We start from the raw sequence: 23,435 nt of genomic DNA on the forward strand, positions 1-23,435 counted from the left end.
TTTCAGCTCCATTGCTGATATGTCTATTATAGAGGATAATCTTGAACACTTTAGGGAAAATTTCTAAACAAATCTTAAACACTTATAAATTAAGCATTAAGTCGATAACCTGCACCCCAAACCGTTTCGATTAAATCAGCTCCCAATTTATCTCGAAGACGATTGATATGGACAGCAACTGTCGCACTATCTCCCACATAGTCATATCCCCAAATCGTTTCAAACAAGTGATCTTTAGAAAAGACACGATTAGGATGTTTTGCTAGGTAAACAAGTAACTCAAACTCTCTATTCGGTAATTTTATCTCTTGACCATCCAAGGTCACCTTCCAATTATCCAAGAAAATAGTTACATTTCCGACTGTCAATTCGTTAGAGTTTGTATCTTTTTGAAAACGTTGGTAACGAGCTAAATGCGCCTTAACACGCGCCACCAACTCCATCGGGTCGAAAGGCTTGCTGATATAATCATCTGCTCCAAGACCTAAACCTCTCACCACATCCATGGTTTCTTGCTTGGAAGTAACCATCAAAATAGGAAAATCTACCTTATCTCGCAAATCACGGCAAAGATCATACCCCGTCTTATTAGGTAGCATAACATCCAATATGAGAAGGGAATAGTCTTCATTTTTCAGTTGTTCCTCCACAAGACCACCATCATAGACCAAATCGACTTGGTAAGCCTGCATTTCCAGATAATCGCGCTCCAAAGAAGCAATTTCTATATCATCTTCTGCAATTAAAATCCGTGTCATTTCATATCCTTTCTCGGTAAGCTAAAGATAAAGCGAAGACCTGGAGTTGCCTCAACAGACACACGACCACCTAAACGCTCAATAATATTTTTTACAATGGCTAATCCTAAACCATGTCCTTCTACTTGCTGACGAGTATCATCTTCCCTGTAAAATTCTTCAAATATCAAGTTCAACTTGTCACTTTCTATTCCCTTACCATTATCTGTAAAGGTCCAAATAACCTCTTGACCGGCAACATGACCAGCAATATCTATCTTTAAAGGGCTAACAGCTGCATATTTTCGAGCATTATCTACTAGATTATCTAAAATCCTGCGGAATTGAATGGGGTCAATCTCAACCAATAATCCAGCTGATACTTTCAATTGAAACTCAATAGCTTCATCTGCTAATTCAGCTGTTTTTTCTTTTACATAGGCCTGTAACAACTCCGCCAAATCAAGTTTGACCTTATCAAAAGGCATCTTATCTGTTTGTAACTGTGAAAAGGCAAATAATTTTTCCAGTAATTTTTCCATTACCTGAGATTTTTGATAAATAACAGTCAGGTACTGATTGCGTTTTTCCTCCGTATTGGCAATACCGTCCAAAATTCCCTTGGCATAGCCTTTGATTGACGTCAAGGGAGTTCGCAAATCATGAGAAATATCTGCGACCATCTGCGTTCGGTTTTGCTCATACAATCGATTTTTCTCATGGGCAGCTAACAAGGAAGTCTGCATTTGATTGAACCCTTGGGTCAATTCTTCAAATTCCTTATCTCCTTGATAGGTTAAGGGGACTGTATAATCACCCTTCTGAATGCGTTCTACACCGCTATGCAATTCATCCAAAGGACGCATAACGACACCTAAAAGACGGCGAGTAAAGAAGAAATTAAGTATCACTACAATTATGATACCTGCCCCACCGACCAAGAAGAGTTGTAATAGAAAGGCTTGGAATTCCTGACTTTCTTGTTGCTCTTCCAAGTCTTCTAACAAAGCATACACATAATAAATCTGACCATCAGTAGCTAGTTTCCGACTAATTACAACTTCTCCATCTACATAGGAGGTGTGAGTGGTTGATGATACTGTAACTTCTGAAAGTTCATCTGCATCATCTTTGAGGTTTGAAAATAAGACTTGTCCATTACTTTCAACATACAATTGAGCACCACTTCCAGCTAAATCATCCGCTAATTTTGGAAAGTCTGTCCCAGAAAAACTTTCTAACGTTTGCTGGCTACTAGCAGTTTTCTGACTGGTTGATTGCCAAGTTCCCTGATTACGATAAATGCTATTGACAACGTAGACGCTGACACCTAGCATGGCTATCAAGGAAAGGACTAACATAATCATGTTTAAGCGAAAAATTCGTTTTTGTAAATTCATAGTTCTTCTTTTCTAGTCAATTTTTCCACATTATAAGCAAAATCTAGCAGTTTGTAAAGTTGAAAAGACTAATTACCAAAAAAAGCCTAGCAAAGCTAGACTTCATATTCTCAATTTGAAATGGTTTTAGTACCAACCGTTTGCCAACCAGAATCCCATAGCGGCTGACCATGAACCGTAACGACTAGCAACGTAGGCATCAGCTACACGTTCCTGATTTTCTGGAGAATAATCACCGTTCAAATAAGTATTCGTTAACTGATAACGACCATAGTAGATACCATTTTGTGCTGTATAGCTACCACCTGATTCTTTCATGGCAATCCATTCTTTGGCTGCAGCATCCTCTGCGCTCAAGTTTGAAGTATAAGTTTCTGTTGTTGTACTTGCCGTCACAGCTGCTGTAGTCTCTGTTGCAGTAGTTGTCGCTACAGTTGTTTCTTGAGCAGCAGTAGTAATAGTTTCTCCTAACTCAATCACTTGACCAACATGGATTAGGTTTCGATTGGTAATGTTGTTCAACGACACCAGTTGATCAACTGTTGTGTTGTGCGTCTGAGCAATTTCAGAAAGAGTATCACCAGCTTTGATTGTATATGTATCCGCACTAGCAATTGCTGGGATTAACATAGCACCAACCATCACCATTCCTAAGAGAGTTGATTTGATTTTTTTTGTTGTCATTTTCATTATAAAAAGTCCTTTCATTCAACTGAAGACTATGATACAGGTCCAATATTACTCTGACTTTGTGAAAATGTTACAAATATTACAATTAGATTGGGATTAAGCAAAAAAACGCTAGTTTCAGCGTTTTTTCTAATTTTTTAAGAAGTAAAGTGCTAGGCCAAGTAAAAACATTACTAAAATAACTCCTGTATCCGACCACTTCCAATCTAAAACACGGTATCTAGTTCTCCCTTCTCCACCTTGATAGCCCCTTGCCTCCATCGCAATGGCCAAAGCATATGCTCGTTTGAAACTAGAAGCAAACAGAGGAATGAGAATAGGAATAACAGATTTTACCTTCTGCATCAAATTCCCTTCTCCAAAATCTACACCTCGTGCACGCTGAGCATTCATAATCCGTGTCGTATCATCCATAAGCGTCGGTACAAAACGCAAACTCATGGACAACATGAGTCCGATTTCATGGACAGGTACCTTAAAACGTGCTAAAGGAGAAAGACCAGCTTCAATACCATCTGCTAGACTAAGAGGAGTTGTAGTCAAGGTTACTAAGGTTGAGAAGAAAATGATTAACAGGAAACGAACAAAAATAATTGCTGCTTGCTCTAATCCTGCAGCAGTCACCTGAACAAACCAAAAACTCCACAAAACTTCTTTTCCACTCGTGAAAAAAATCTGAAAAAAAGTTGTAAAAAGAATAATTCCAATCATCGGTTTTAGGCCATTGATAAAGAAAGAAAAACGAATTTTTGATAGAAAAAGTAAACCAATTACAAATACAATCAATATAAGATTGGTAATGAGATTATTGGCCCAAAAGATAATCAGTAAAAAGAAGAACATAGCCAACAATTTACTGCGTGGATCTAGTCTATGTAAAAAAGAGTCACCAGGAACATAGCGTCCAAGAATTAACTTATCCATTGGCAAGTACCTCCTTGAACTCTTCTATAGTAATCGGGAGGCGATCAAAAATGAAACCTCTTCGTTCTAAGTTAGCAGCAAATCGTGTGATTTTAGGCACTCCTAACTTAATAGACTCCATAAACTCAACATCTTGAAACAGCTCGATAGGTTGACCAGAAGCTACTACTTTACCAGCCTCCATCATATAAACAAAGTCAGCATAATCTGCCACATCATCCATCAAGTGTGTCACTAGGACAATCGTCATTCCCTGTCTATGCAAACCTTTGAAAATATTCATCAATTCCTTGCGACCAGCTGGATCCAAGCCAGCAGTTGGTTCATCTAAGACTAAGACCTCTGGTTCCATAGCTAAGATACCTGCTATTGCTACTCGTCGCATCTGACCACCTGACAACTCAAAGGGACTACGGTCAAATAAATCCTCAGAAATCCCAACTAACGTTAATTTTTCTCTCGCAATTTTTTCTGCTTCTTCTCTTGAAACGCCAAAATTTTGTGGCCCAAACGCTACATCTTTCAACACTGTTTCATCAAATACCTGACTCTCTGGAAATTGAAAAACTAGACCTACTTTTTTTCGGACTTGCTTGATATTTTTATTGATAGAGTCGGACGTAATAATCATATCATCGATTAGCACTGTTCCCGCTGTAGGAACCGCGAGTCCATTTAATAACTGTAAAATAGTTGATTTCCCAGACCCAGTGTGACCTACCAAAGCTGTATAAGATCCAGTTACAATCTCCAAATTTATGCCAAAAAGGGCCCGCCCCTCAAAAGGCGTCCCAGCTTGATAGGTATAACTTACTTCTTGGAGAGTGATTGCCATAGTATTTCTTCTAATTCCTCATCTGTAAAATAGCGGAGCGGTATATCTAATCCAATCTGACGGAGTTCTTTGGCCAGCTGAATAGAGAATGGTTCTTCCAATCCCAAATCCAGAAGATCTTCTCGCATAAAGAGCTGGTCAGGGGGACTAATTGACTCTACCTGTCCCTCCTTCATAACCATAACTCGGTCACTCAGGGAAACCTCATCTAAGTCATGAGTGATAGAGATAACCGTGATTTGGTACTTTTCTTTAATCTCTTGAACAACATTTATCAGTTCCCTACGTCCCTCAGGATCCAACATACTAGTCGCTTCATCTAAAATGATGATATCTGGTCGCAAAGCGACGACACCTGCAATAGCTACTCGTTGTTTTTGCCCACCAGATAGTCGAGCTGGTTCTCTATCTTTAAAGTCTGCCATACCAACTAACTCTAAAGCATGTTGGACCCTGTCCCTCATTTCGCTTAAGGGTAAGCCTTGATTTTCTAAACCAAAAGCAACATCGTCTTCCACTGTTGCTCCAACAAATTGGTTGTCTGGATTTTGAAAAACCATCCCAATCTGGCGACGCTTATCCCAAACATTATCAACAGTTAGTTTATCTCCACTGATAATAATGTCCCCAGATTCTGCCTCTAAAAGTCCATCAATCAAACGAACAGTCGTTGACTTTCCTGATCCATTGTGACCAATAATGGAAAACCATTCCCCTTGTTTCACGTGAAACGAAACATCTTTTAATATATATTCATTCTCAATAGTCTCGTATTTATAATTGAGATTTTTTATTTCAATAATTGTTGTCATTAGCTAAAAATATCTTTAAATAAATAAGACGCACCCTTGAAATAATCGTATCCTGAATAAAGGGTGAAAAAGAGAGCAATATACAACGTTACTTGTCCCAGTAAAGTCCAATGGAGCAAAAGAAAGATGATTGCAAACATCTGGGAAAACGTCTTGATTTTTCCAGGCATGGCCGCGGCCAAGACTGTTCCACCATTTTCGACCAGCAAGAGACGAAGGCCTGTCACTGCCAATTCACGACAGATAATAATGGCTACCACCCAAGCAGGTGCAAAGTCCAATTCCACCAACATAATGAAGGCTGTCATAACTAAGATTTTATCTGCCATAGGGTCAGCAAATTTACCGAAGTTAGTCACCACCTGCCACTTACGTGCCAGGTACCCATCCAGGTAATCTGTTGCACTAGCTAGAGCAAATAGCAGGGCTGCAAAAATATGGCTAGCATAGTTGTCCCATACCGTCAGTAGTAGGATAAAAACAGGGATAATTAGGATACGCCCCAGAGTGAGGGCATTAGGAATATTTTCTTTTTTCATATATTTCCTTTATTGAATGGTCAGATAAACTGTACCGTGTTGATTAGTCAACGCAGAGGTATCTAGCGTTTGACCAGCGATAGTCACTGAAACACCATCTACTACACCCAAAGTTAAAGTTGCAGATGTAACCCCGTCTGGAATCGTAGCAGTCACACTTGTGCTAGTTGGAGAGAGCGTAAAGCCATTGACAATATCTGAATCGGTTAGACTAACCCAACTAGTTACAGATGTAGCAGATAACGTTACTTCTACGGGACCCGTTGTTCCTGAAACCGTCACCGTCATATCATCACCACCGCCTGATGTGGTCAAAATAACACTTTCCTCACTACTACTTGAACTTGTTGAGGAACTTGCTTCTGTTGAACTTGATGAGTCTACATTGGCACTAGATGATGAAACAACAGAATACGAAGTTGATGACGTTGATGTCGAAGTCTGATTTTGTACCCGACTATAAACAATATAAGTTATAAATACCAAAATAAATGTAGCTGCTAGTAGTAAATAGAGAAGAGGCAGATAGTTTCCTCTTTTCTTTCTAGCCTTATAACTACGTTTGAACTCCGACTGTACGTCTTCCTCATCTCCAACTCCATAATACACTACTAAACTTTCTGTTTCATAGGCATGCAAAATGACATCAACATCTAATTCTAATACTTCAGCATAGCGCTTTAAAAAAATTCGAGTATACTCTTCACTAGGAATAAAATCAAAATCATTATACTCTAGAGCCTGCAAATATTTAGCCTGAATATTGGTTGCTCGTTGCAATTCTGTAAAACTCCACCCTCGATATTCACGCGCGGCTCGTAAAACTTCCCCTATACTTATTTGTCTCATCGGCGCCTCTTTCTATATATATCTAAACCAATCATCATAATAATCTCAAGTAAAAAAATTGTAGATAATCAACATGCTTTTATCTGGTACAATCTCCTAGTTTTCAGTATCCTATTGTAACAAAAATTCAAAAAAATTTCGACCCTAACTGTCCTTATTTTGGAAAAATCACAAAATCTGTCATATCAGCTTGACCAACAAATTTTCGTCCAATGTCCAAAACATCCTCTAAACCAATTTGTTCAAGAATAGCGGGGGTATCTAAAAACGACTGTTTTTCTCCATTAAAACTAGCCATATGACCTGCTGTAACTTCAAGGGAATTTAAACTCTTGATAAAATCTCCATAAGCTTCCTTTTTTAACAACTGTAGATGTTCTTCTGACATATCCGAATCATGCTCAAATTCCCTAATTGCACGTCTCAATATAGCAGACAAAGCAATTGGTTCTGTCGTATCTGCGGTAATGATTAAAAAATGATAATTCGATCGAATATCCAGATGAAAACCAAAGGATGCATCAATTTTTCCTGTTTCATACAGTCTCTGATAACGTTTAGAAGTCCACCCTAGGAGCATTGAAAAAAGTAGGTTTAGACAAATACGATAGGTTTGTAATTGATTCTGTTCAATCTTATCATTCCCTCTTAATCCAATCGCTAATTTTGGCATAGCAACCTCAAGATAGTCTGTCTCATACTCTAAAATTGGCAACTTTTTTATTTCTTTTCGTTCAATTAATGGAACACTAACTTCTCCTGTATTAAATTGATTAGATAGCTCATCAAGTTTCTGTAAAATGTCCTCCACTTCCATTTTTCCCAAAAGACACAAATGCATGTTGGATGGCTTATAAAATGTTGTAAAGCATCTGTAAAGCGTTTGATAAGTAATGGATTGAATAGATTCAATAGTGCCTGCAATATCAACCGCCAAAGGGGTGTTAGGATAGAGTTTTGATAGTATTCCTATGTAAAGACGATGATCTGGATCGTCTTCATACATCTCAATTTCTTGAGCAATAATTTCCTTTTCTCGTTCTACACTTTCCTCTGTAAAGTGAATTTCTTTTGTAATAGACATGAGTAATCGCAAAGACTCCAGAATATTATCGGTAGTTGAGAAAAGATAGGAGGTTTGATGCAAGCTGGTGTAAGCATTTGCGCTAGAACCCAAACGAGCGAATTCTTGCAACGCATCCCCACTTTCTGTTTCAAATAACTTATGTTCTAAAAAATGTGCTGTTCCAACAGGAATAAAATTTTTCCCCTTACCTCTTAAAGAGTCCACAGCTCCAAATTCTGTTGTTAGGATAGCATACGTTTCATAATAATCAGACTTAGGTAACAAGGTTACTGTCAATCCGTTGTCAAGTTTCCCTTGAAAAACGGTTTCTTTCAAATATGGGTAGTCACATTTAATCAACTTCATTTTCTTCCCCTTCCATGAAATAAATAGCCTGTAAACGAATAAGTCTAGCGACGCGTATAACATCCTCTCTTGACACCAGATTTACAGCAGCAATCCAATCTTCCCAGTCCATATTTCTCTGACCTAAAACTGCTTTATTATAGGATTGCTCTACTAAATTAGCTTGTTGATCTTGCGCTAAAGTTGCTGCATTTACAAGCAAAAATTTAGTCATAGATAAGTCTTCATCAGAAAAAATCCCCTTTTTAATGTCTAATAATTGTTTCCGAATAAGCTGCATGGTTTTTAATCGATTTTCCTTATCAATACCTGCATAAACCTTCATCATCCCTGAAAAAATCGATACTGAACTTCCAATTGTATAGGCTAATCCCTCTTTCTCTCGCACATTCATAAAGAGCTTAGAATGTGAAAAGCCACCAAATAAACCATTCAAAACGAGCAAAGGAATGTAGTTGTCATCATTGTAAACTATCTGTAAATTATAAGCTATTTCTAAGATAGACTGTCTTGCTTCTTTTCGCTCCATCTTTTCTCGGGTAATATTGGAATACTCCTGGTGCAATTCTAATTCTAGTTTCGGATTACGATAAGTAAAGGCAAACCGCTCAAAACCTTCCTGAACAAGCCTTTTATCCACTTCCCCTAAGACAAAAATATCAATCCGATCTAATTTAAGCATATCACACAATGCTTTGTAAGCTGTCTCAGCAGTTTCTTGCTCCACCAAGTCCAATCGAGCAACTCGAGGTATTTGGACATTTTCATTTTCATAAAAGAGTTTACCTAACTCAACATCCGCATGATAAAAATTATCCTCAACCTCCGCCTCTAGATAAGCAATAAGATTTTTCTTTTCCACTTCAAACAAATCACGTGCAAATCCCTTACGCTCCTTGAGAGGTCTAAATAAAGCGCTGTAAAGAAAGTCCAGTAACTGACTTGTCAAGTCCTCCTGATTAGGTAACTGATCTGCTCGAACATAGGATATGGTTACATCTACAAAATGTACCTTACCTCGCTTAGCCACAGATGTAGAAAACTGGGCACCATAGAAGGTTGCCAATTTTTGACGGAAAGCTTGAGCAGTAGGATAATCTTCATTAGCAATTTCTAAAATATTGGCTACCAACACCCGTCCTGCAACTGTTTTAGCAGACATAGGAGCTGCAAACCGTAATTTAATACGATTAGTTGTAAACTTGTTAGTCTCGATAAAATGGAGATGCACTCCTTCTTGTAGTTTCATAGCGTCCTCTTTCAAGCATTATGAGCTTTATTATACCATTTTATGATATAATAATCTGAAACGAGGTAACCTATGGAATACAAATTATTTGAAGAATATATCACATTACAAGCCCTACTCAAAACCTGTGGCGTACTCCATTCAGGCGGTGCTATAAAAGGATTTTTAGCAGAAAATACAGTGTTATTTAACGGTGAGGATGAGAAGCGTCGTGGTAAAAAAATTCGAATTGGAGATCGAATTGACCTGCCAGGCCACCAGATCAGCATTAGCATCGTTGCACCAACCGCAGAAGAAGTCGCTGCTCATCAAGAAGACTTGGCTGAAAAAGAGCGGGTTGCTGCCATTGTCAAGGCTATGAACAAGCAGAACAAAGAGGCAAAAGCCAAGACTAAAAGTAAGAGCCCTCGTCCAACCAAGGCCAAACTAGAAAAGGCTGACAGAGTACCTGTCCGCTTCCCAGGTACTTAATATGTGGCTCAAATCGCTTCGTCTACAACACTTCCGTAACTATGAACAGCTTGAAATTGATTTCCACAAGGGACTCAATATCTTTTTAGGGCAAAATGCCCAAGGTAAAACCAATATTTTGGAAGCCGTCTATTTTCTGGCTCTGACACGCAGCCACCGTACTCGCACGGACAAGGACCTGATTCAGTTTGAGCAAGATAATCTCGGTGTCGAAGGCATTTTAGAGCGAACAAAAGGAACCATCCCACTTGACATTCACTTGACAGAAAAGGGAAGAATTACCAAAGTTAATCACCTCAAACAATCGAAATTATCCGATTATATAGGTCATATGAACGTTGTGTTGTTTGCTCCTGAAGATTTACAGCTGATTAAAGGGGCTCCTGCTCTCCGCCGTAAATTCATGGATGTCGAACTAGGGCAAATCAAACCAATCTACCTATCTGACCTGTCCAACTACAACCATATCCTCAAGCAACGCAATGCCTATCTCAAGACAGCAGAGAAGGTTGATGAAACCTTTCTTTCTGTCTTGGACCAACAACTAGCAGAATATGGTAGTAAAGTCATCCTCCACCGCCTCGACTTCTTGAAAAAATTAGAACACTTTGGTAGTCAAAAGGTAGCAGATTTGTCCAACGGCAAAGAAGAGTTGACTCTATCCTACCAATCCACAATTGAATTTACAGAATCTGTAAACATTCTTGACAACTTTTTGACACAATTATCAAGAAGTCGTAAACGTGATTTATTCAAAAAAAATACCGGTGTGGGACCCCACCGAGATGATATTCTATTTGCTATTAATGGAGTGAATGCACATTATGGTAGTCAAGGTCAACACCGTAGTCTCGTACTCTCTCTCAAACTAGCTGAGATTGAGCTAATGAAAGAAGTGACACGAGAATCTCCCATTCTACTCTTGGATGATGTCATGAGTGAGTTGGACAATAGTCGGCAGATTAAGTTACTTGAAACAATTTCTGATACCATTCAAACCTTTATCACTACAACTTCATTGGACCATCTCCATAATCTCCCACAGGAATTAAAGATTTTCCATATTGAAGCAGGAAAGATACAAGAAGAACTGTAAATATTCTTTACACTATTGTCAATCTTATTTATAATACAGTAAAAGACTTTGCCTATGCAAAGTCTTTTTTTGTCTTATTGTACAGAATAGTTAGGGGCTTCATTAGTAATTTGAACGTCATGTGGGTGGCTTTCTTTCAAACCTGCACCTGACATCTCGATAAACTGAGCATTTTCATGAAGTTCAGCAAGGTTGCCAGCTCCTACATAGCCCATACCTGAACGTAAACCGCCGACCATTTGAAAAATCATATCGGAAACAGATCCCTTGTAGGCCACACGTCCCTCAATTCCTTCTGGAACAAGCTTGTTAGCTTCGTTAACTGAAGATTGGAAGTAACGGTCTTTTGAGCCCTGTTTCATGGCTGCGATAGAGCCCATTCCACGATAGGTCTTGAATTTACGACCTTGGAAGATTTCTGTTTCTCCTGGTGCTTCGTCAGTTCCTGCAAACATTGAACCAAGCATAACCGCATGACCACCTGCTGCCAGAGCCTTAACAATATCTCCTGAATACTTGATACCACCGTCAGCAATGATAGTCTTGCCATACTCGCGTGCAACGCTTGCTGCATCGTAAATAGCTGTTACTTGTGGTACACCTACCCCTGCAATAACACGAGTTGTACAGATTGAACCAGGTCCGATACCTACTTTAACAACATCTACACCTGCTTCATAAAGAGCACGCGCACCTTCTGCTGTCGCAATGTTTCCTGCAATCAAGGTACGATTTGGGAAATGCTCACGGATTTCCTTGATTTTGCGGAGTACACCAGCCGAATGACCGTGTGCTGTATCAATGACAATCGCATCTGCACCTGCTTCAAAGAGGGCTTCAGCACGTTCAAAGGTATCAGAAGTAACCCCAACAGCACCTGCAACCAAGAGGCGACCAAACTCATCTTTAGCAGAATTTGGAAACTCGATGACTTTTTCAATATCCTTAATAGTAATCAAACCAGATAAACGACCAGTTTCATCAACCAAAGGTAATTTTTCAATGCGATGTTTATGAAGAATTGCTTCAGCAGTTTCTAAATCTGTTCCAACTGGCGCCGTTACCAAGTTGTCACTGGTCATGTTAGTTGAGATTGGTTGGCTATAATCGATGATAAAACGCATATCACGGTTAGTGATAATTCCTACCAATTTACGGTTGTCCATGGTTTCTACAATTGGCACACCTGAAATACGATAGGTAGCCATCAATTTCTCAGCTTCTGCAATTGTATGCTCTGGTGTCAAGAAGAATGGATCAATGATAACCCCATTCTCAGAACGTTTTACCTTACGAACTTCGTCTGCCTGCTCAGCTATGGACATATTCTTATGAATAACACCAAGCCCCCCTGCTCGAGCCATGGCAATTGCCATTTTACTATCTGTAACGGTATCCATTGCTGCTGAAATAATTGGAAGATTCAGGGTCAAGTTTGGTGCTAGTTGTGTTTTCAAATCAATATCATGTGGCAAAACATGACTCTCTGCCGGAATCAGCAAGACGTCATCAAAAGTAAAACCTTTTTTCAAAAATTTAGTGTCCCAGTTTGACATTTTCTTCCTCTTTTCTCTTTTTAATCAGCCTGATAACTGTTTTTTATTTCATATATGATAACATTTTGAAATCATTTGTCAATCATTATTCGCTTTAAAATACAATTTCTCAAAAATTCAGAAAATTCTATCCTTGTTTCTTTTAGAAAGTCGAATGTTTGGTTTTTACTCATCTTATTTAAAAAGTAAAAAAGCAACGTTTTTCCAACATTGCTCTTTTATTGTTAATTTATTTGAAATAGTTGATTCCCATAGCATCTTTCACTTGATCGAGGGTACTTGCTGCAACCTGTCTAGCTTTCCGACTGCCTTCTTCTAACATGGCATAGACCTGTCCCATATCCTGTGCAAACTCCAATCGACGTTCACGGATTGGTCCTAATTCGCGTTCCAAAATGTCCAAAAGATAGCGTTTGGTTTTCACATCCCCCAAACCACCACGCTGATAATGCTCCTTCATGGCATCAATTTCAGCTCTATCCTCTTCGCGACCAAAAACATCTAGGTAGTGGAAGACCATATTGCCTTCAATCTGACCTGGATCTTCTACACGGATATGATTTGGATCTGTATACATGGACATAACTTTCTTCTTCAAAGTATCCATATCATCCGCCAAATAAATACCATTTCCAAGCGATTTAGACATCTTTGCATTTCCATCAAGACCAGGCAAGCGACCTGCTGCTTCGTTTTCTGGATAAATTCCTTCTGGCTCAACTAAAATATCCGTCTGATAGGCATGATTGAAACTACGAACCAGTTCTCTGGTCTGCTCAATCATCGGCTTCTGATCATTCCCAACTGGAACAAAATTAGCTTTAAAAGCAGTAATATCAGCCGCTTGAGAGACTGGATAAACAAGGAAACCAGCTGGAATCCCTTCACCAAATCCTTTCTGGGCAATCTCCGTTTTAACTGTCGGATTGCGTTCCAAACGAGCTACTGATACCAAGTTCATATAGTACATGGTCAACTCTGCCAATTCAGGAATCTGACTTTGTATAAAAATAGTAGTCTTCTCTGGATCGAGACCTGCTGCTAGATAGTCAAGTGCCACATTGCCAACCGACTCGATGATTTTTTGTGGTTCCTTAGCATGGTCCGTCAAAGCTTGCTGATCAGCTAAAAAGACAAACAATTCGTGCTGACCAGCATTTTGCAAGAGCACACGATTTTTCAAGGAGCCTACATAGTGGCCGATATGGAGTTTTCCTGTTGGACGGTCCCCCGTCAAAATAATTGATTTGGTCATTGTTTCACCTCATTTGATAATTTTCATAGAAAAAGCCCTGCACAATAAACTGTGCAAGGGCGTCAAGGACACGGTACCACCTTACTTATGAGTGTTCACTCATTTCTCTATGCACATAAAGCCTGCTAGCCGAATCCTCATTGTTTCAGATTCATTCAATATCAGTCCATTCATCAATCCTTATTACCTGTTTTCAGCAACCACAAGCTCTCTAAAAATAAGTAACCAATTACTCTTCTGATTGACTTCCATTATACCGTCTAAAAAAAAGAAAGTCAAGTCACCAATCCCTTGACGATAAGCTTTAAATCAGGGATAATAAAAGGTGCTGTTTAAAATATTAGAAATGAGGAGTTATATGAAAGAACGTTTCAAAGACTTTGTTTTAGTAACTTTGGGATCCATTGTTATGGCAGTAGGTTTTAATATGCTATTTATGGAAAATCATATTGTTTCTGGGGGAATTGGTGGCCTCTCCATTGCCTTAAAAGCTATTTTAGGCTGGAATCCTGCTGATTTTGTCCTTTACTGTAACATCCCGCTCTTAATACTTTGCTGGTTTTTTCTTGGAAAATCCGTCTTTATTAAAACAGTATACGGCGCCCTTGTCTATCCATTATGTATCAAGTTTACAGCAAGTTTACCAAACTTGACAGATAATCCTCTCCTTGCAGCAATCTTTGGTGGCATTATTCTCGGATTTGGTCTAGGACTCATCTTTCTTGGAAAGTCGTCAACAGGTGGGACAGGAATTCTCATTCAATTGGTTCATAAATATACACCATTGCCACTAGGTGTGACAATGGCTATTGTGGATGGGCTGATTGTTGGTGTTGGTTTTGTAGCTTTTGATCCAGATACTGTTATGTATTCTATCATTGCTCTGATTACTATCACCTACATTGTCAATCGCATGATGTCTGGTACAGAATCTTTACGAAATGTTATGATTATTTCTCAAAAATCAAAAGAAATCAAAGATTATATTACCAAGGTTGCCGACCGTGGTGTAACAGAATTTCCAATTATTGGTGGGTTTACAGGAGTTGAAAAGCGAATGTTGATGACAACAACCTCTATCCCTGAAATGCGAAAATTAGAGTCTGCTATTCTATCCATTGACAAAACAGCTTTTGTAATTATCATGCCTGCTAGCCAAGTTCGTGGCCGTGGCTTTAGTTTACAGAAAGACTATAAGCACTATGATGAAGATATCCTGATTCCAATGTAATTCATTGAAAATTCAAGTCCTTTCTAGTACAATAAAGCTAACAGACAAAAATATAGGAGAAACTATGCTTACAGTATCAGACGTGTCACTTCGTTTTAGTGACCGCAAATTATTTGACGATGTCAATATTAAGTTTACAGCTGGAAATACCTACGGCTTGATTGGTGCCAACGGTGCTGGTAAATCAACTTTTTTAAAAATCCTTGCAGGTGACATTGAACCAACAACGGGTCACATCTCACTAGGACCAGATGAACGCTTGTCAGTTCTACGTCAGAACCACTTTGACTATGAAGATGACCGCGTGATTGACGTCGTTATCATGGGTAATGAGCAACTCTACAGCATCATGAAAGAAAAAGATGCCATTTACATGAAAGAAGATTTTTCTGATGAAGACGGTGTCCGCGCTGCTGAATTAGAAGGTGAGTTTGCTGAACTTGGTGGTTGGGAAGCAGAAAGTGAAGCTTCTCAACTACTCCAAAACCTCAATATCTCAGAAGACCTTCACTACCAAAATATGAGCGAATTGACCAATGGTGAGAAGGTCAAGGTTCTCCTTGCCAAAGCACTCTTTGGTAAACCGGATGTTCTTCTTTTGGACGAGCCAACCAACGGTCTTGATATTCAATCCATCAACTGGTTGGAAGATTTCCTAATTGATTTTGAAAACACAGTTATCGTCGTATCCCACGACCGTCATTTCCTTAACAAAGTATGTACTCACATGGCTGACTTAGACTTTGGAAAAATCAAAATCTTCGTTGGTAACTATGATTTCTGGAAACAATCTAGTGAATTAGCAGCTAAATTACAGGCTGACCGTAACGCAAAGGCAGAGGAAAAAATCAAAGAATTACAAGAATTCGTAGCTCGTTTCTCTGCTAATGCTTCTAAGTCAAAACAAGCTACCTCTCGTAAAAAAATGTTGGATAAAATCGAGTTGGAAGAAATCATTCCTTCTAGCCGTAAATACCCATTTATCAATTTTAAATCAGAACGTGAAATTGGAAATGACCTCTTGACAGTTGAAAACTTGAAAGTTGTAATTGATGGTGAAACTATCTTAGATAATATTAGCTTCATCTTACGTCCAGGTGACAAGACTGCTCTCATCGGTCAGAACGACATCCAAACAACTGCTCTTATTCGTGCTCTCATGGGAGATATTGAATACGAAGGCACAGTTAAATGGGGTGTCACTACTAGTCAATCTTATCTACCAAAAGATAACACTCGTGATTTTGATACCAATGAATCAATCCTTGATTGGCTCCGTCAATTTGCCAGCAAAGAAGAAGATGACAACACCTTCTTGCGTGGTTTCTTAGGACGCATGCTCTTCTCTGGCGATGAAGTAAACAAACCTGTAAACGTCTTGTCAGGGGGCGAAAAAGTGCGCGTGATGTTGTCAAAACTCATGCTCCTCAAATCAAATGTCTTAGTCTTGGATGATCCTACCAATCACTTGGATTTGGAATCTATTTCTAGTCTAAACGACGGTCTTAAGGCCTTCAAAGAATCCATTATCTTTTCCAGCCATGACCATGAATTTATCCAAACCCTTGCTAACCATATTATCGTCATTTCAAAAAATGGGGTTATTGACCGAATTGACGAAACCTATGATGAATTCCTAGAAAATGCTGAAGTACAAGCAAAAGTACAGGAATTGTGGAAAGACTAAATAAAAAGCGTAGGGAATATGGCACTCACCCCTACACTAAGATAGTACTATAAATTCTGAAAAGTGGACTTGGGCTTGCCCCAGCCTCTTTTCTTATAAAGGAAACTATGAAAAAATTAAATTTTACGACACGAAAAACACTTATTTTATGTAGTACAGCCTTTCTTCTCCCTTTCAGTATCGTTCTGATTGCTCTGGCTCTAAAAGGAATTTGGTGGGGGAGTGATACGACTATTCTAGCCAGTGACGGGTTTCATCAATATGTGATTTTTAATCAAGTTCTTCGTAATACTCTACATGGTGACGGTTCTCTTTTTTACACCTTTACAAGTGGGCTAGGACTTAATTTTTACGCTTTATCTTCCTACTATCTTGGTTCTTTTCTCTCTCCCTTAGTTTTCTTTTTTGATTTGAAAACCATGCCGGATGCCCTGTATTTCTTTACATTATTAAAGTTTGGATTGACAGGGATGTCAACCTATATCAGCTTAAAAGGCATTTATAAACGACTACATCCTATTTTAGCACTTATCTTATCTACCAGCTTTTCTTTGATGAGTTTTGCAACTAGTCAATTGGAAATCAATAACTGGTTGGATGTATTTATAGTAGTTCCTATCATATTACTTGGTTTACACAAGTTGATTGACGGTGATAATCGTATTCTTTATTATATCAGTCTGACCTGTTTGTTTATCCAAAACTATTATTTTGGTTACATGACTGCTATTTTTATTACTCTGTGGTTCATGGTCCAACTATCTTGGGATTTCTCAAAACGGAAGAAGGCAATCCTAGACTTTATTGTAATGTCACTATTAGCTGGTTTGTCAAGTATGATTATGCTACTACCTACCTATTTAGACTTAAAAACACATGGAGAAACATTTACAGAAATTGTCAACTTTCAGACCGATAATTCTTGGTACTTAGATATTTTTGCTAAAAATTTGGTTGGAAGTTATGATACAACAAAATTTGGAGCTATTCCTAGTATATATGTTGGATTACTTCCCTTACTATTTTCCTTGCTATTTTTCACCTTGAAATCAATTAAATGGCAGGTAAAACTAGCCTATATTGCCTTATTTACTATCCTAATTGCAAGTTTCTATATCCAATATCTTGATCTTTTTTGGCAAGGAATGCACGCTCCGAATATGTTCTTGCATAGATATAGTTGGGTTTTCTCACTAGTCATTATTTACACTGCTGCTGAAACAATGTCCCGTCTCAACAGACTTTCTTTACTCAACATTATCTTCCCATTCAGTCTTTTATTGATCGGATTTGGTGTGACTTATCTTTTCAGAGAACAGTATGATTTTTTATCTGCTATTCAATTCATCTTATCCGCTGAATTTCTCGTAGCCTACGTTATTTTATTCTTTACCCTTCTAAAGAGAAAAATCACTCCTTCAATTTTTGCTTTAGCTAGTCTTTGTTTTGCACTTTTTGAAATTGGGATTAATACGCATTATCAAGTTGAAGGTTTGTCTGCTGAATGGCATTTTCCTAGTCGATCAAATTATGAACAAAATTTGACAGATATTGACACTCTTGTAAAGAATGTAGAAAATAGTGAAAATCAATTTTACCGTACTGAAAGACTTTTTCCCCAGACTGGTAATGATAGCATGAAATACAACTACAATGGAATTTCTCAATTTTCTTCAATTCGTAACCGTGCTTCTAGTAATACTTTGGATAAACTAGGTTTCCGTTCAGACGGAACAAATCTTAATCTACGTTACCAAAATAATACACTGATTGCAGATAGCTTATTTGCAATTCGATACAATCTAGCTGATTTAAATCCGGACAAGTTTGGTTTTGTTACTAGTCAACAAGAAGGGACTATGACAGCTTATCGTAATGAATATGCTACACAATTGGCTATCTTGACAGAAGGAGTTTACAATGATGTCAAGTTTACAAACCTTACTTTAGATAACCAAACAAACTTCTTAAATCAATTAACTGGTCTAGGTTTACAATATTACTATACTTTACAACCACTATCTGTAGAGAATGCCACTGAATTAAACAATCGTGTAACTGTCAATGCGGCTGAAGGAGAGGACACTACCCGTGTTCATTACAGTTTGACAATCCCTGCTCATACACAGCTGTACATCAATCTACCTAATATTACATTCTCAAATGACGCAAGTAAGAATGTACAGATGACAATAAACAATACTCCTGTCAACTTTACATTAGATAATACTTTCTCCTTCTTCAGCGCAGGATATTATGCCGAAGAACAGAATGTTGCTATCACAATCAGCTTCCCGCAAAATTTACAGGTTTCTTTTGATAGGCCCGAATTCTATCGTTTGGATTTAGAGGCATATCAAACAGCTATCAATCATTTATTAGCAAAAGATGTTACAGTCACCACAAAAGGAAATACCGTAACAACAAACTATTCCAACGATAAAGATGCCACACTTCTATTAACTCTTCCTTATGACAAAGGATGGTCTGCAACTTTAAACGGTCAAGTTGTTCCGATCACACGTGCCCAAAATGGATTTATGAAAGTAGATATTCCTGCCGGAGAAGGAAAACTTGTTTTGACCTTCATTCCACAAGGATTGAAGCTAGGCCTTACATTCTTCTTCACTGGAATAGTCAGTGTAGTTCTATATGAACGATTCTTAAGAAAACGATACTACAAAAGGGAGATCTAATTCTCCCTTTTCTTCATTTTAATAAACAAAAAAACACCAATCGGTGTTTGTACTCCGCCAACAGGGCTCGAACCTGTGACATCATGATTAACAGTCATGCGCTCTACCAACTGAGCTATGGCGGAAAGAATAGTCCGTACGGGATTCGAACCCGTGTTACCGCCGTGAAAAGGCGGTGTCTTAACCCCTTGACCAACGGACCATTACAAGCACTATCCAGTATAATATACATCTGAGTCTTTGTCAAGATTTTTTTTACCCATCTTGACATTCTATAACCTTTAGGTTAGAATAAGAGAGTTGATGTGGTTCCATAGCTCAGCTGGATAGAGCATTCGCCTTCTAAGCGAACGGTCGCAGGTTCGAATCCTGCTGGAATCATCTACTTGACCTAGAATATATTTCTAGGTCTTTTTTCGTTCCATAATTGAATATTTACATACAACAATGGCAGTAAAATACCTACTAAAGCCATTTCGTGCAAAGAAAATGATAATAAGGTAGAAAGAGAAACTCCTAACAAAAATGCAATAATTGTGACCATAATATGATACGCTGTTCGACGAAGTTCCTTATCTCTTTCAATCACTCCTTTACACAATAGATAAGCTGCATTCTTTACATTCCCTGTCATCATAACATTAGCATAAGAAGCTCCCCGAAGCTTACGAAAAGTTTCAACTTGAATAGAAGCAACAATCGCTAATAAAGCAATTGTAAAAAATGGGGGGAAAAATGGGGTTAAGACAATAGTGACTATAATAAAAGTTAGCATGATGATACTGCTTCCAAAATGCCAAGGTAAATGATGAGTGAGTGCATATCGTTTTGCTAAATAAGTTATGCATTGACCAAGAGCAAAAAAAACAACTGGTACCAAAAAATGAATCGATTTTGAGAAATTTCCTTGTGCAACGTGAAAAGCTAATGAGATTAGATTTCCTGATTGCACTCCTGCAAATCGTCCTCCTTGTGTTACAAATGTAAAGGCATTTAAGTACCCACTAATAAAAGTAAGACAACTGGCTACACGTAATCCTTCATATACACGATAGTCTTTTTTATTCATTCTCCCTCCTGTTTCACATGAAACTATTTGTGATATGGACTCCCTTGCTGAATCATAAAAGCCCGATAAATTTGTTCAACAAGAACAAGTCTCATTAATTGATGGGGTAAAGTTAATTTTCCGAAACTAATCAGCAAATTTGCCCGTTTTTTAACTACTGGATCGAGTCCAAGACTTCCTCCAATCACGAAACTAATGTCAGAATACCCTCTTATAGTCGCATCAGCTAAAAGCTTGCTAAACTCCTCTGAAGCATATTGTTTTCCTTCTATGGCTAGAACAATCACATAATCTCTCTCTCCTATTTTTCCAGTAATTCGTTCAGCTTCTTTTCTTAAAATTTGCTCTTTTTCTGCCTGACTAGACCGATCGGGTGTTTTTTCATCAGCTAACTCAATCATTTCAATCTTACTAAAACGTCCCAGACGCTTGACATATTCAGCAATACCTTCTTTTAGATAATTCTCTTTCAATTTTCCAACTGTTATCAATTTTATTTTCATAAATCCATTCTAACATATTCACAATACTGAGGACAAGTTATCTTTGAAGCAATCTCCGTTCCAATCCCATTTATACACCTTATAGAAAAAGTTATCCACAACTTGTGGATTGATTTTTGAAAATTTTAAGTTATAATTAAGAAAAACGAAGTAAGATTTTAGAAAAAATTAAGAAACATTAGGTAGGTTCAATATGAAAAAATACACAAAATTTGCACTCATTTTTCTTATTGGATTTGTCGGAGGAATTGTAGGGTATTTTGTAGGATTCCTTTTCCAAATGGCCAATCCAATAACTAGCAACAATACTAACACCCCAGAGACTACTGTTAGCACTGTTCAATATAATAATGAAACCTCTACAACAGAGGCTGTCAAGTTAGTACAGGAAGCAGTTGTATCTGTTTTAAATTATCAGACAATAAGCGGCACAAGTTCTGTATTTGGAGGAGAAGATTCAAGCGAATTAGCTGTAGCTGGAGAAGGTTCTGGCGTTATTTATAAGAAAAATGATGATACAGCCTTCCTAGTTACAAATACACATGTGATTGCAGGTGCTGAAAAAATTGAAATTCAGTTAGCATCTGGTGAAAAAGTAGAGGGGGAATTAGTTGGTTCAGATACTTATTCTGATATTGCTGTCATTAAAATTTCAGCTGATAAAGTAACTACTGTTGCAGAATTTGCTGATTCGGATACTTTAAATGTAGGAGAGACAGCTATTGCTATTGGTAGCCCATTAGGCAGTGTATATGCAAATTCCGTTACACAAGGAATAGTCTCTAGCCTTAGTCGAACTGTTACTTCAGAATCTGAAGATGGTCAGACAATTTCAACAAATGCTATTCAGACTGATACAGCTATCAATCCAGGAAATTCAGGTGGTCCTCTTATCAATATTCAAGGTCAGGTAATCGGGATTACTTCTAGTAAAATCACCTCTATATCCGCTTCGACAACAGATGTTGCAGTAGAAGGTATGGGATTTGCGATTCCATCAAACGATGTGGTTGCCATTATTAATCAGCTAGAAACCGATGGAAAAGTAATCCGTCCTGCTCTTGGTGTTAGAACGGTGGACGTATCTGAATTATCTACCAGTCAAAGAACAACTGTTGGACTAGAAGATAGTGATTTAACATCTGGAGTTGTGGTTATTTCAACACAATCGGGCCTTCCAGCAAGTGGAAAGTTGGAAAAATATGATATTATTACAGCCATTTCAGGTGAAACTATCGAAACAAAAAGTGACCTACAAAGTGTCCTTTACAAGCACAGTATAGGAGATACCATTCAAGTAACCGTCTACCGTGATGGAAAAGAACAACAAATCGATATTACACTGACACATTCAACAGAAGATTTACAATAGTGCTCTGTCAATCCAACTTTACAGGTTTGTAAAGTTGGATTTTTTCTGCTACAATAGGCCTATATGGAAGAATTACGTTACGTTCCTATTAAGGATATCACCCCAAACCCTTATCAACCACGCCTCATTTTTGATCAGGAAAAATTGGAAGAATTAGCTCAATCTATCAAGGAAAATGGTCTCATCCAACCTTTAATTGTCCGTACGTCTGCTGTTATTGGCTACGAATTATTGGCTGGTGAAAGACGTCTGAGAGCTTGTCAACTTGCTGGTCTAGACAAAGTCCCAGTCATTATAAAAGAACTAACAGATGAGGAATTACTTTATCAGGCTATTATTGAAAATCTCCAACGTGCTGACCTCAACCCCATTGAAGAAGCAACATCATACCAAAAATTAATAAAAAAAGGACTCACCCATGAAGAAATTGCTAAAATTATGGGAAAATCGAGGCCTTATATTTCAAATTGCCTTCGTTTACTCAATCTAACTCCTTATTGTTTACAATCTCTCGAAGAAGGAAAAATTTCTCAAGGACATGCTCGCCTTTTACTCTCTCTTTCCAAAGAAAAACAAGAAGAATGGGCAAAGCGCATTGAAAATGAAGAAATCAGTGTCCGTCAGCTCGAAAAATTAGTATCCAAAACGAAAACAGAAAAAAAAGGAAAAAAAAATACTCAAATTTTTCTTTCTGAACAGGAAAAGAAACTTCAAAAATTACTAGGAACACAAGTCAGTATTCAGCAGACAAAAAATGGACAAGGAAAAATTCTCATCTCTTTTTCTTCAATAGAAGAATATGAGCGAATTATCAACAACTTAAAATAAAGCAGAGGATTAAAGAATCTTATTTACAGCCTTATCCACATGTTTTCTTACCAGAAAACATGATATTTTCAGATAGTTTCTTATTTTTTACACAATTTGTGGAAAACTTTTATAAAGAATGTGGATAATTTAATTACCTGTGGAAAACTTTGTTGATTTATGATACACTAGAGGAACTAAATAAATTAGAAAAGGAGGAAAAAA

The 23,435-nt window shown here is 37.9% G+C and carries 21 protein-coding genes, 3 tRNA genes and 1 other annotated feature; of the genes, 8 read left to right on the forward strand and 16 right to left on the reverse strand.

Features of this window, described 5'->3' with window-relative positions:
• Window positions 1-89 precede the first annotated feature (89 nt).
• From AC4CS8_RS10010 to yfmF, 10 genes are all read right to left on the reverse strand, one after another.
• Window positions 90-758, reverse strand: a complete 669-nt coding sequence (locus AC4CS8_RS10010; RefSeq protein WP_493893023.1) for a response regulator transcription factor — start codon at window positions 756-758, stop codon at window positions 90-92.
• Window positions 755-2,137, reverse strand: a complete 1,383-nt coding sequence (locus tag AC4CS8_RS10015) for a HAMP domain-containing sensor histidine kinase (RefSeq protein ID WP_493893024.1) — start codon at window positions 2,135-2,137, stop codon at window positions 755-757. Before AC4CS8_RS10015 ends, AC4CS8_RS10010 begins: the two co-directional genes overlap by 4 nt.
• Before the next feature lie 126 nt (window positions 2,138-2,263).
• Window positions 2,264-2,827 (reverse strand): aggregation-promoting factor, encoded by a 564-nt coding sequence (apf, locus tag AC4CS8_RS10020; RefSeq protein WP_493893025.1) that lies wholly within the window; start codon window positions 2,825-2,827, stop codon window positions 2,264-2,266.
• Window positions 2,828-2,956: 129 nt separating this feature from the next.
• Entirely contained in the window at window positions 2,957-3,751 is a 795-nt protein-coding gene (locus tag AC4CS8_RS10025; protein WP_493893026.1) for an energy-coupling factor transporter transmembrane component T family protein, read from the reverse strand.
• Complete coding sequence (locus tag AC4CS8_RS10030; protein ID WP_493893027.1) at window positions 3,744-4,586, reverse strand: energy-coupling factor transporter ATPase; 843 nt, start codon at window positions 4,584-4,586, stop codon at window positions 3,744-3,746. Before AC4CS8_RS10030 ends, AC4CS8_RS10025 begins: the two co-directional genes overlap by 8 nt.
• A complete protein-coding gene (locus tag AC4CS8_RS10035; protein ID WP_493893028.1) occupies window positions 4,562-5,398 on the reverse strand; it encodes an energy-coupling factor ABC transporter ATP-binding protein in 837 nt (278 codons plus the stop codon). The genes AC4CS8_RS10030 and AC4CS8_RS10035 overlap by 25 nt, the downstream gene beginning before the upstream one ends.
• Window positions 5,398-5,937, reverse strand: coding sequence for a CDP-diacylglycerol--glycerol-3-phosphate 3-phosphatidyltransferase (gene pgsA / locus AC4CS8_RS10040; RefSeq protein ID WP_493893029.1), 540 nt, complete (start codon window positions 5,935-5,937; stop codon window positions 5,398-5,400). Before pgsA ends, AC4CS8_RS10035 begins: the two co-directional genes overlap by 1 nt.
• 9 nt (window positions 5,938-5,946) lie before the next feature.
• Complete coding sequence (locus AC4CS8_RS10045; protein ID WP_493893030.1) at window positions 5,947-6,786, reverse strand: helix-turn-helix domain-containing protein; 840 nt, start codon at window positions 6,784-6,786, stop codon at window positions 5,947-5,949.
• A gap of 154 nt (window positions 6,787-6,940) precedes the next feature.
• Window positions 6,941-8,218 carry an EF-P 5-aminopentanol modification-associated protein YfmH gene (yfmH, locus tag AC4CS8_RS10050; protein ID WP_493893031.1) on the reverse strand — a complete coding sequence of 426 codons (1,278 nt, stop codon included), beginning with the start codon at window positions 8,216-8,218 and terminating at the stop codon, window positions 6,941-6,943.
• Window positions 8,205-9,467, reverse strand: coding sequence for an EF-P 5-aminopentanol modification-associated protein YfmF (gene yfmF / locus AC4CS8_RS10055; protein WP_493893032.1), 1,263 nt, complete (start codon window positions 9,465-9,467; stop codon window positions 8,205-8,207). The genes yfmH and yfmF overlap by 14 nt, the downstream gene beginning before the upstream one ends.
• A gap of 72 nt (window positions 9,468-9,539) precedes the next feature.
• On the opposite strand from yfmF, the gene yaaA reads away from it, so the two are divergent.
• Window positions 9,540-9,938, forward strand: coding sequence for a S4 domain-containing protein YaaA (gene yaaA / locus AC4CS8_RS10060; RefSeq protein ID WP_493893033.1), 399 nt, complete (start codon window positions 9,540-9,542; stop codon window positions 9,936-9,938).
• Between the two features lies 1 nt (window position 9,939).
• Window positions 9,940-11,034, forward strand: a complete 1,095-nt coding sequence (recF, locus tag AC4CS8_RS10065; protein WP_493893034.1) for a DNA replication/repair protein RecF — start codon at window positions 9,940-9,942, stop codon at window positions 11,032-11,034.
• Between the two features lie 74 nt (window positions 11,035-11,108).
• On the opposite strand, the gene guaB is transcribed toward recF, so the two are convergent.
• Together guaB and trpS are read right to left on the reverse strand one after the other, a co-directional pair.
• Window positions 11,109-12,590, reverse strand: a complete 1,482-nt coding sequence (gene guaB, locus AC4CS8_RS10070; protein WP_493893035.1) for an IMP dehydrogenase — start codon at window positions 12,588-12,590, stop codon at window positions 11,109-11,111.
• A gap of 229 nt (window positions 12,591-12,819) precedes the next feature.
• On the reverse strand, window positions 12,820-13,845 hold the full coding sequence (gene trpS, locus AC4CS8_RS10075) for a tryptophan--tRNA ligase (RefSeq protein WP_493893036.1): 1,026 nt from the start codon (window positions 13,843-13,845) through the stop codon (window positions 12,820-12,822).
• 52 nt (window positions 13,846-13,897) lie between these two features.
• Window positions 13,898-14,100 (reverse strand) — a binding site (T-box leader).
• Window positions 14,101-14,203: 103 nt separating this feature from the next.
• On the opposite strand from trpS, the gene AC4CS8_RS10080 reads away from it, so the two are divergent.
• The 3 genes from AC4CS8_RS10080 to AC4CS8_RS10090 all read left to right on the forward strand — a co-directional run bounded on the left by AC4CS8_RS10080 (window position 14,204) and on the right by AC4CS8_RS10090 (window position 19,459).
• Window positions 14,204-15,076, forward strand: a complete 873-nt coding sequence (locus tag AC4CS8_RS10080; protein ID WP_493893037.1) for a YitT family protein — start codon at window positions 14,204-14,206, stop codon at window positions 15,074-15,076.
• A 64-nt stretch (window positions 15,077-15,140) separates the two neighbouring features.
• Window positions 15,141-16,763, forward strand: a complete 1,623-nt coding sequence (locus AC4CS8_RS10085; protein WP_493893038.1) for an ABC-F family ATP-binding cassette domain-containing protein — start codon at window positions 15,141-15,143, stop codon at window positions 16,761-16,763.
• 107 nt (window positions 16,764-16,870) lie between these two features.
• Entirely contained in the window at window positions 16,871-19,459 is a 2,589-nt protein-coding gene (locus AC4CS8_RS10090) for a YfhO family protein (RefSeq protein WP_493893039.1), read from the forward strand.
• Window positions 19,460-19,511: 52 nt separating this feature from the next.
• Here the strand turns inward: AC4CS8_RS10090 and AC4CS8_RS10095 are convergent.
• Together AC4CS8_RS10095 and AC4CS8_RS10100 are read right to left on the reverse strand one after the other, a co-directional pair.
• Window positions 19,512-19,584: transfer RNA gene (locus AC4CS8_RS10095), tRNA-Asn, on the reverse strand.
• 5 nt (window positions 19,585-19,589) lie between these two features.
• Window positions 19,590-19,661: transfer RNA gene (locus AC4CS8_RS10100), tRNA-Glu, on the reverse strand.
• A 105-nt stretch (window positions 19,662-19,766) separates the two neighbouring features.
• On the opposite strand from AC4CS8_RS10100, the gene AC4CS8_RS10105 reads away from it, so the two are divergent.
• Window positions 19,767-19,840, forward strand: a tRNA-Arg gene (locus AC4CS8_RS10105).
• Between the two features lie 10 nt (window positions 19,841-19,850).
• On the opposite strand, the gene AC4CS8_RS10110 is transcribed toward AC4CS8_RS10105, so the two are convergent.
• Both AC4CS8_RS10110 and rlmH read right to left on the reverse strand, forming a co-directional pair.
• Complete coding sequence (locus tag AC4CS8_RS10110; RefSeq protein WP_493893040.1) at window positions 19,851-20,528, reverse strand: YoaK family protein; 678 nt, start codon at window positions 20,526-20,528, stop codon at window positions 19,851-19,853.
• 23 nt (window positions 20,529-20,551) lie between these two features.
• A complete protein-coding gene (rlmH, locus tag AC4CS8_RS10115; RefSeq protein ID WP_493893041.1) occupies window positions 20,552-21,031 on the reverse strand; it encodes a 23S rRNA (pseudouridine(1915)-N(3))-methyltransferase RlmH in 480 nt (159 codons plus the stop codon).
• Between the two features lie 193 nt (window positions 21,032-21,224).
• Here rlmH and AC4CS8_RS10120 point away from each other — a divergent pair, with 193 nt between their 5' ends.
• Both AC4CS8_RS10120 and AC4CS8_RS10125 read left to right on the forward strand, forming a co-directional pair.
• Window positions 21,225-22,403 (forward strand): S1C family serine protease, encoded by a 1,179-nt coding sequence (locus tag AC4CS8_RS10120; protein WP_493893042.1) that lies wholly within the window; start codon window positions 21,225-21,227, stop codon window positions 22,401-22,403.
• 63 nt (window positions 22,404-22,466) lie between these two features.
• Window positions 22,467-23,231 carry a ParB/RepB/Spo0J family partition protein gene (locus tag AC4CS8_RS10125; RefSeq protein ID WP_493893043.1) on the forward strand — a complete coding sequence of 255 codons (765 nt, stop codon included), beginning with the start codon at window positions 22,467-22,469 and terminating at the stop codon, window positions 23,229-23,231.
• The last annotated feature ends 204 nt before the right edge of the window (window positions 23,232-23,435 follow it).

The sequence above is a fragment of the Streptococcus sp. NSSLK0004 genome (genome assembly GCF_059039125.1).

Excerpts from the sequence above, each read along its gene's own strand:
- trpS (WP_493893036.1), bottom strand. The coding sequence starts at position 13,845 with ATGACCAAATCAATTATTTTGACGGGGGACCGTCCAACAGGAAAACTC.
- yfmH (WP_493893031.1), bottom strand. The coding sequence starts at position 8,218 with ATGAAGTTGATTAAATGTGACTACCCATATTTGAAAGAAACCGTTTTT.
- yfmF (WP_493893032.1), bottom strand. The coding sequence starts at position 9,467 with ATGAAACTACAAGAAGGAGTGCATCTCCATTTTATCGAGACTAACAAG.
- yaaA (WP_493893033.1), top strand. The coding sequence starts at position 9,540 with ATGGAATACAAATTATTTGAAGAATATATCACATTACAAGCCCTACTC.
- AC4CS8_RS10080 (WP_493893037.1), top strand. The coding sequence starts at position 14,204 with ATGAAAGAACGTTTCAAAGACTTTGTTTTAGTAACTTTGGGATCCATT.
- pgsA (WP_493893029.1), bottom strand. The coding sequence starts at position 5,937 with ATGAAAAAAGAAAATATTCCTAATGCCCTCACTCTGGGGCGTATCCTA.
- AC4CS8_RS10030 (WP_493893027.1), bottom strand. The coding sequence starts at position 4,586 with ATGGCAATCACTCTCCAAGAAGTAAGTTATACCTATCAAGCTGGGACG.
- AC4CS8_RS10125 (WP_493893043.1), top strand. The coding sequence starts at position 22,467 with ATGGAAGAATTACGTTACGTTCCTATTAAGGATATCACCCCAAACCCT.
- guaB (WP_493893035.1), bottom strand. The coding sequence starts at position 12,590 with ATGTCAAACTGGGACACTAAATTTTTGAAAAAAGGTTTTACTTTTGAT.
- AC4CS8_RS10015 (WP_493893024.1), bottom strand. The coding sequence starts at position 2,137 with ATGAATTTACAAAAACGAATTTTTCGCTTAAACATGATTATGTTAGTC.
- recF (WP_493893034.1), top strand. The coding sequence starts at position 9,940 with ATGTGGCTCAAATCGCTTCGTCTACAACACTTCCGTAACTATGAACAG.
- AC4CS8_RS10090 (WP_493893039.1), top strand. The coding sequence starts at position 16,871 with ATGAAAAAATTAAATTTTACGACACGAAAAACACTTATTTTATGTAGT.
- AC4CS8_RS10045 (WP_493893030.1), bottom strand. The coding sequence starts at position 6,786 with ATGAGACAAATAAGTATAGGGGAAGTTTTACGAGCCGCGCGTGAATAT.
- AC4CS8_RS10085 (WP_493893038.1), top strand. The coding sequence starts at position 15,141 with ATGCTTACAGTATCAGACGTGTCACTTCGTTTTAGTGACCGCAAATTA.
- rlmH (WP_493893041.1), bottom strand. The coding sequence starts at position 21,031 with ATGAAAATAAAATTGATAACAGTTGGAAAATTGAAAGAGAATTATCTA.
- AC4CS8_RS10025 (WP_493893026.1), bottom strand. The coding sequence starts at position 3,751 with ATGGATAAGTTAATTCTTGGACGCTATGTTCCTGGTGACTCTTTTTTA.
- apf (WP_493893025.1), bottom strand. The coding sequence starts at position 2,827 with ATGAAAATGACAACAAAAAAAATCAAATCAACTCTCTTAGGAATGGTG.
- AC4CS8_RS10010 (WP_493893023.1), bottom strand. The coding sequence starts at position 758 with ATGACACGGATTTTAATTGCAGAAGATGATATAGAAATTGCTTCTTTG.
- AC4CS8_RS10035 (WP_493893028.1), bottom strand. The coding sequence starts at position 5,398 with ATGACAACAATTATTGAAATAAAAAATCTCAATTATAAATACGAGACT.
- AC4CS8_RS10110 (WP_493893040.1), bottom strand. The coding sequence starts at position 20,528 with ATGAATAAAAAAGACTATCGTGTATATGAAGGATTACGTGTAGCCAGT.
- AC4CS8_RS10120 (WP_493893042.1), top strand. The coding sequence starts at position 21,225 with ATGAAAAAATACACAAAATTTGCACTCATTTTTCTTATTGGATTTGTC.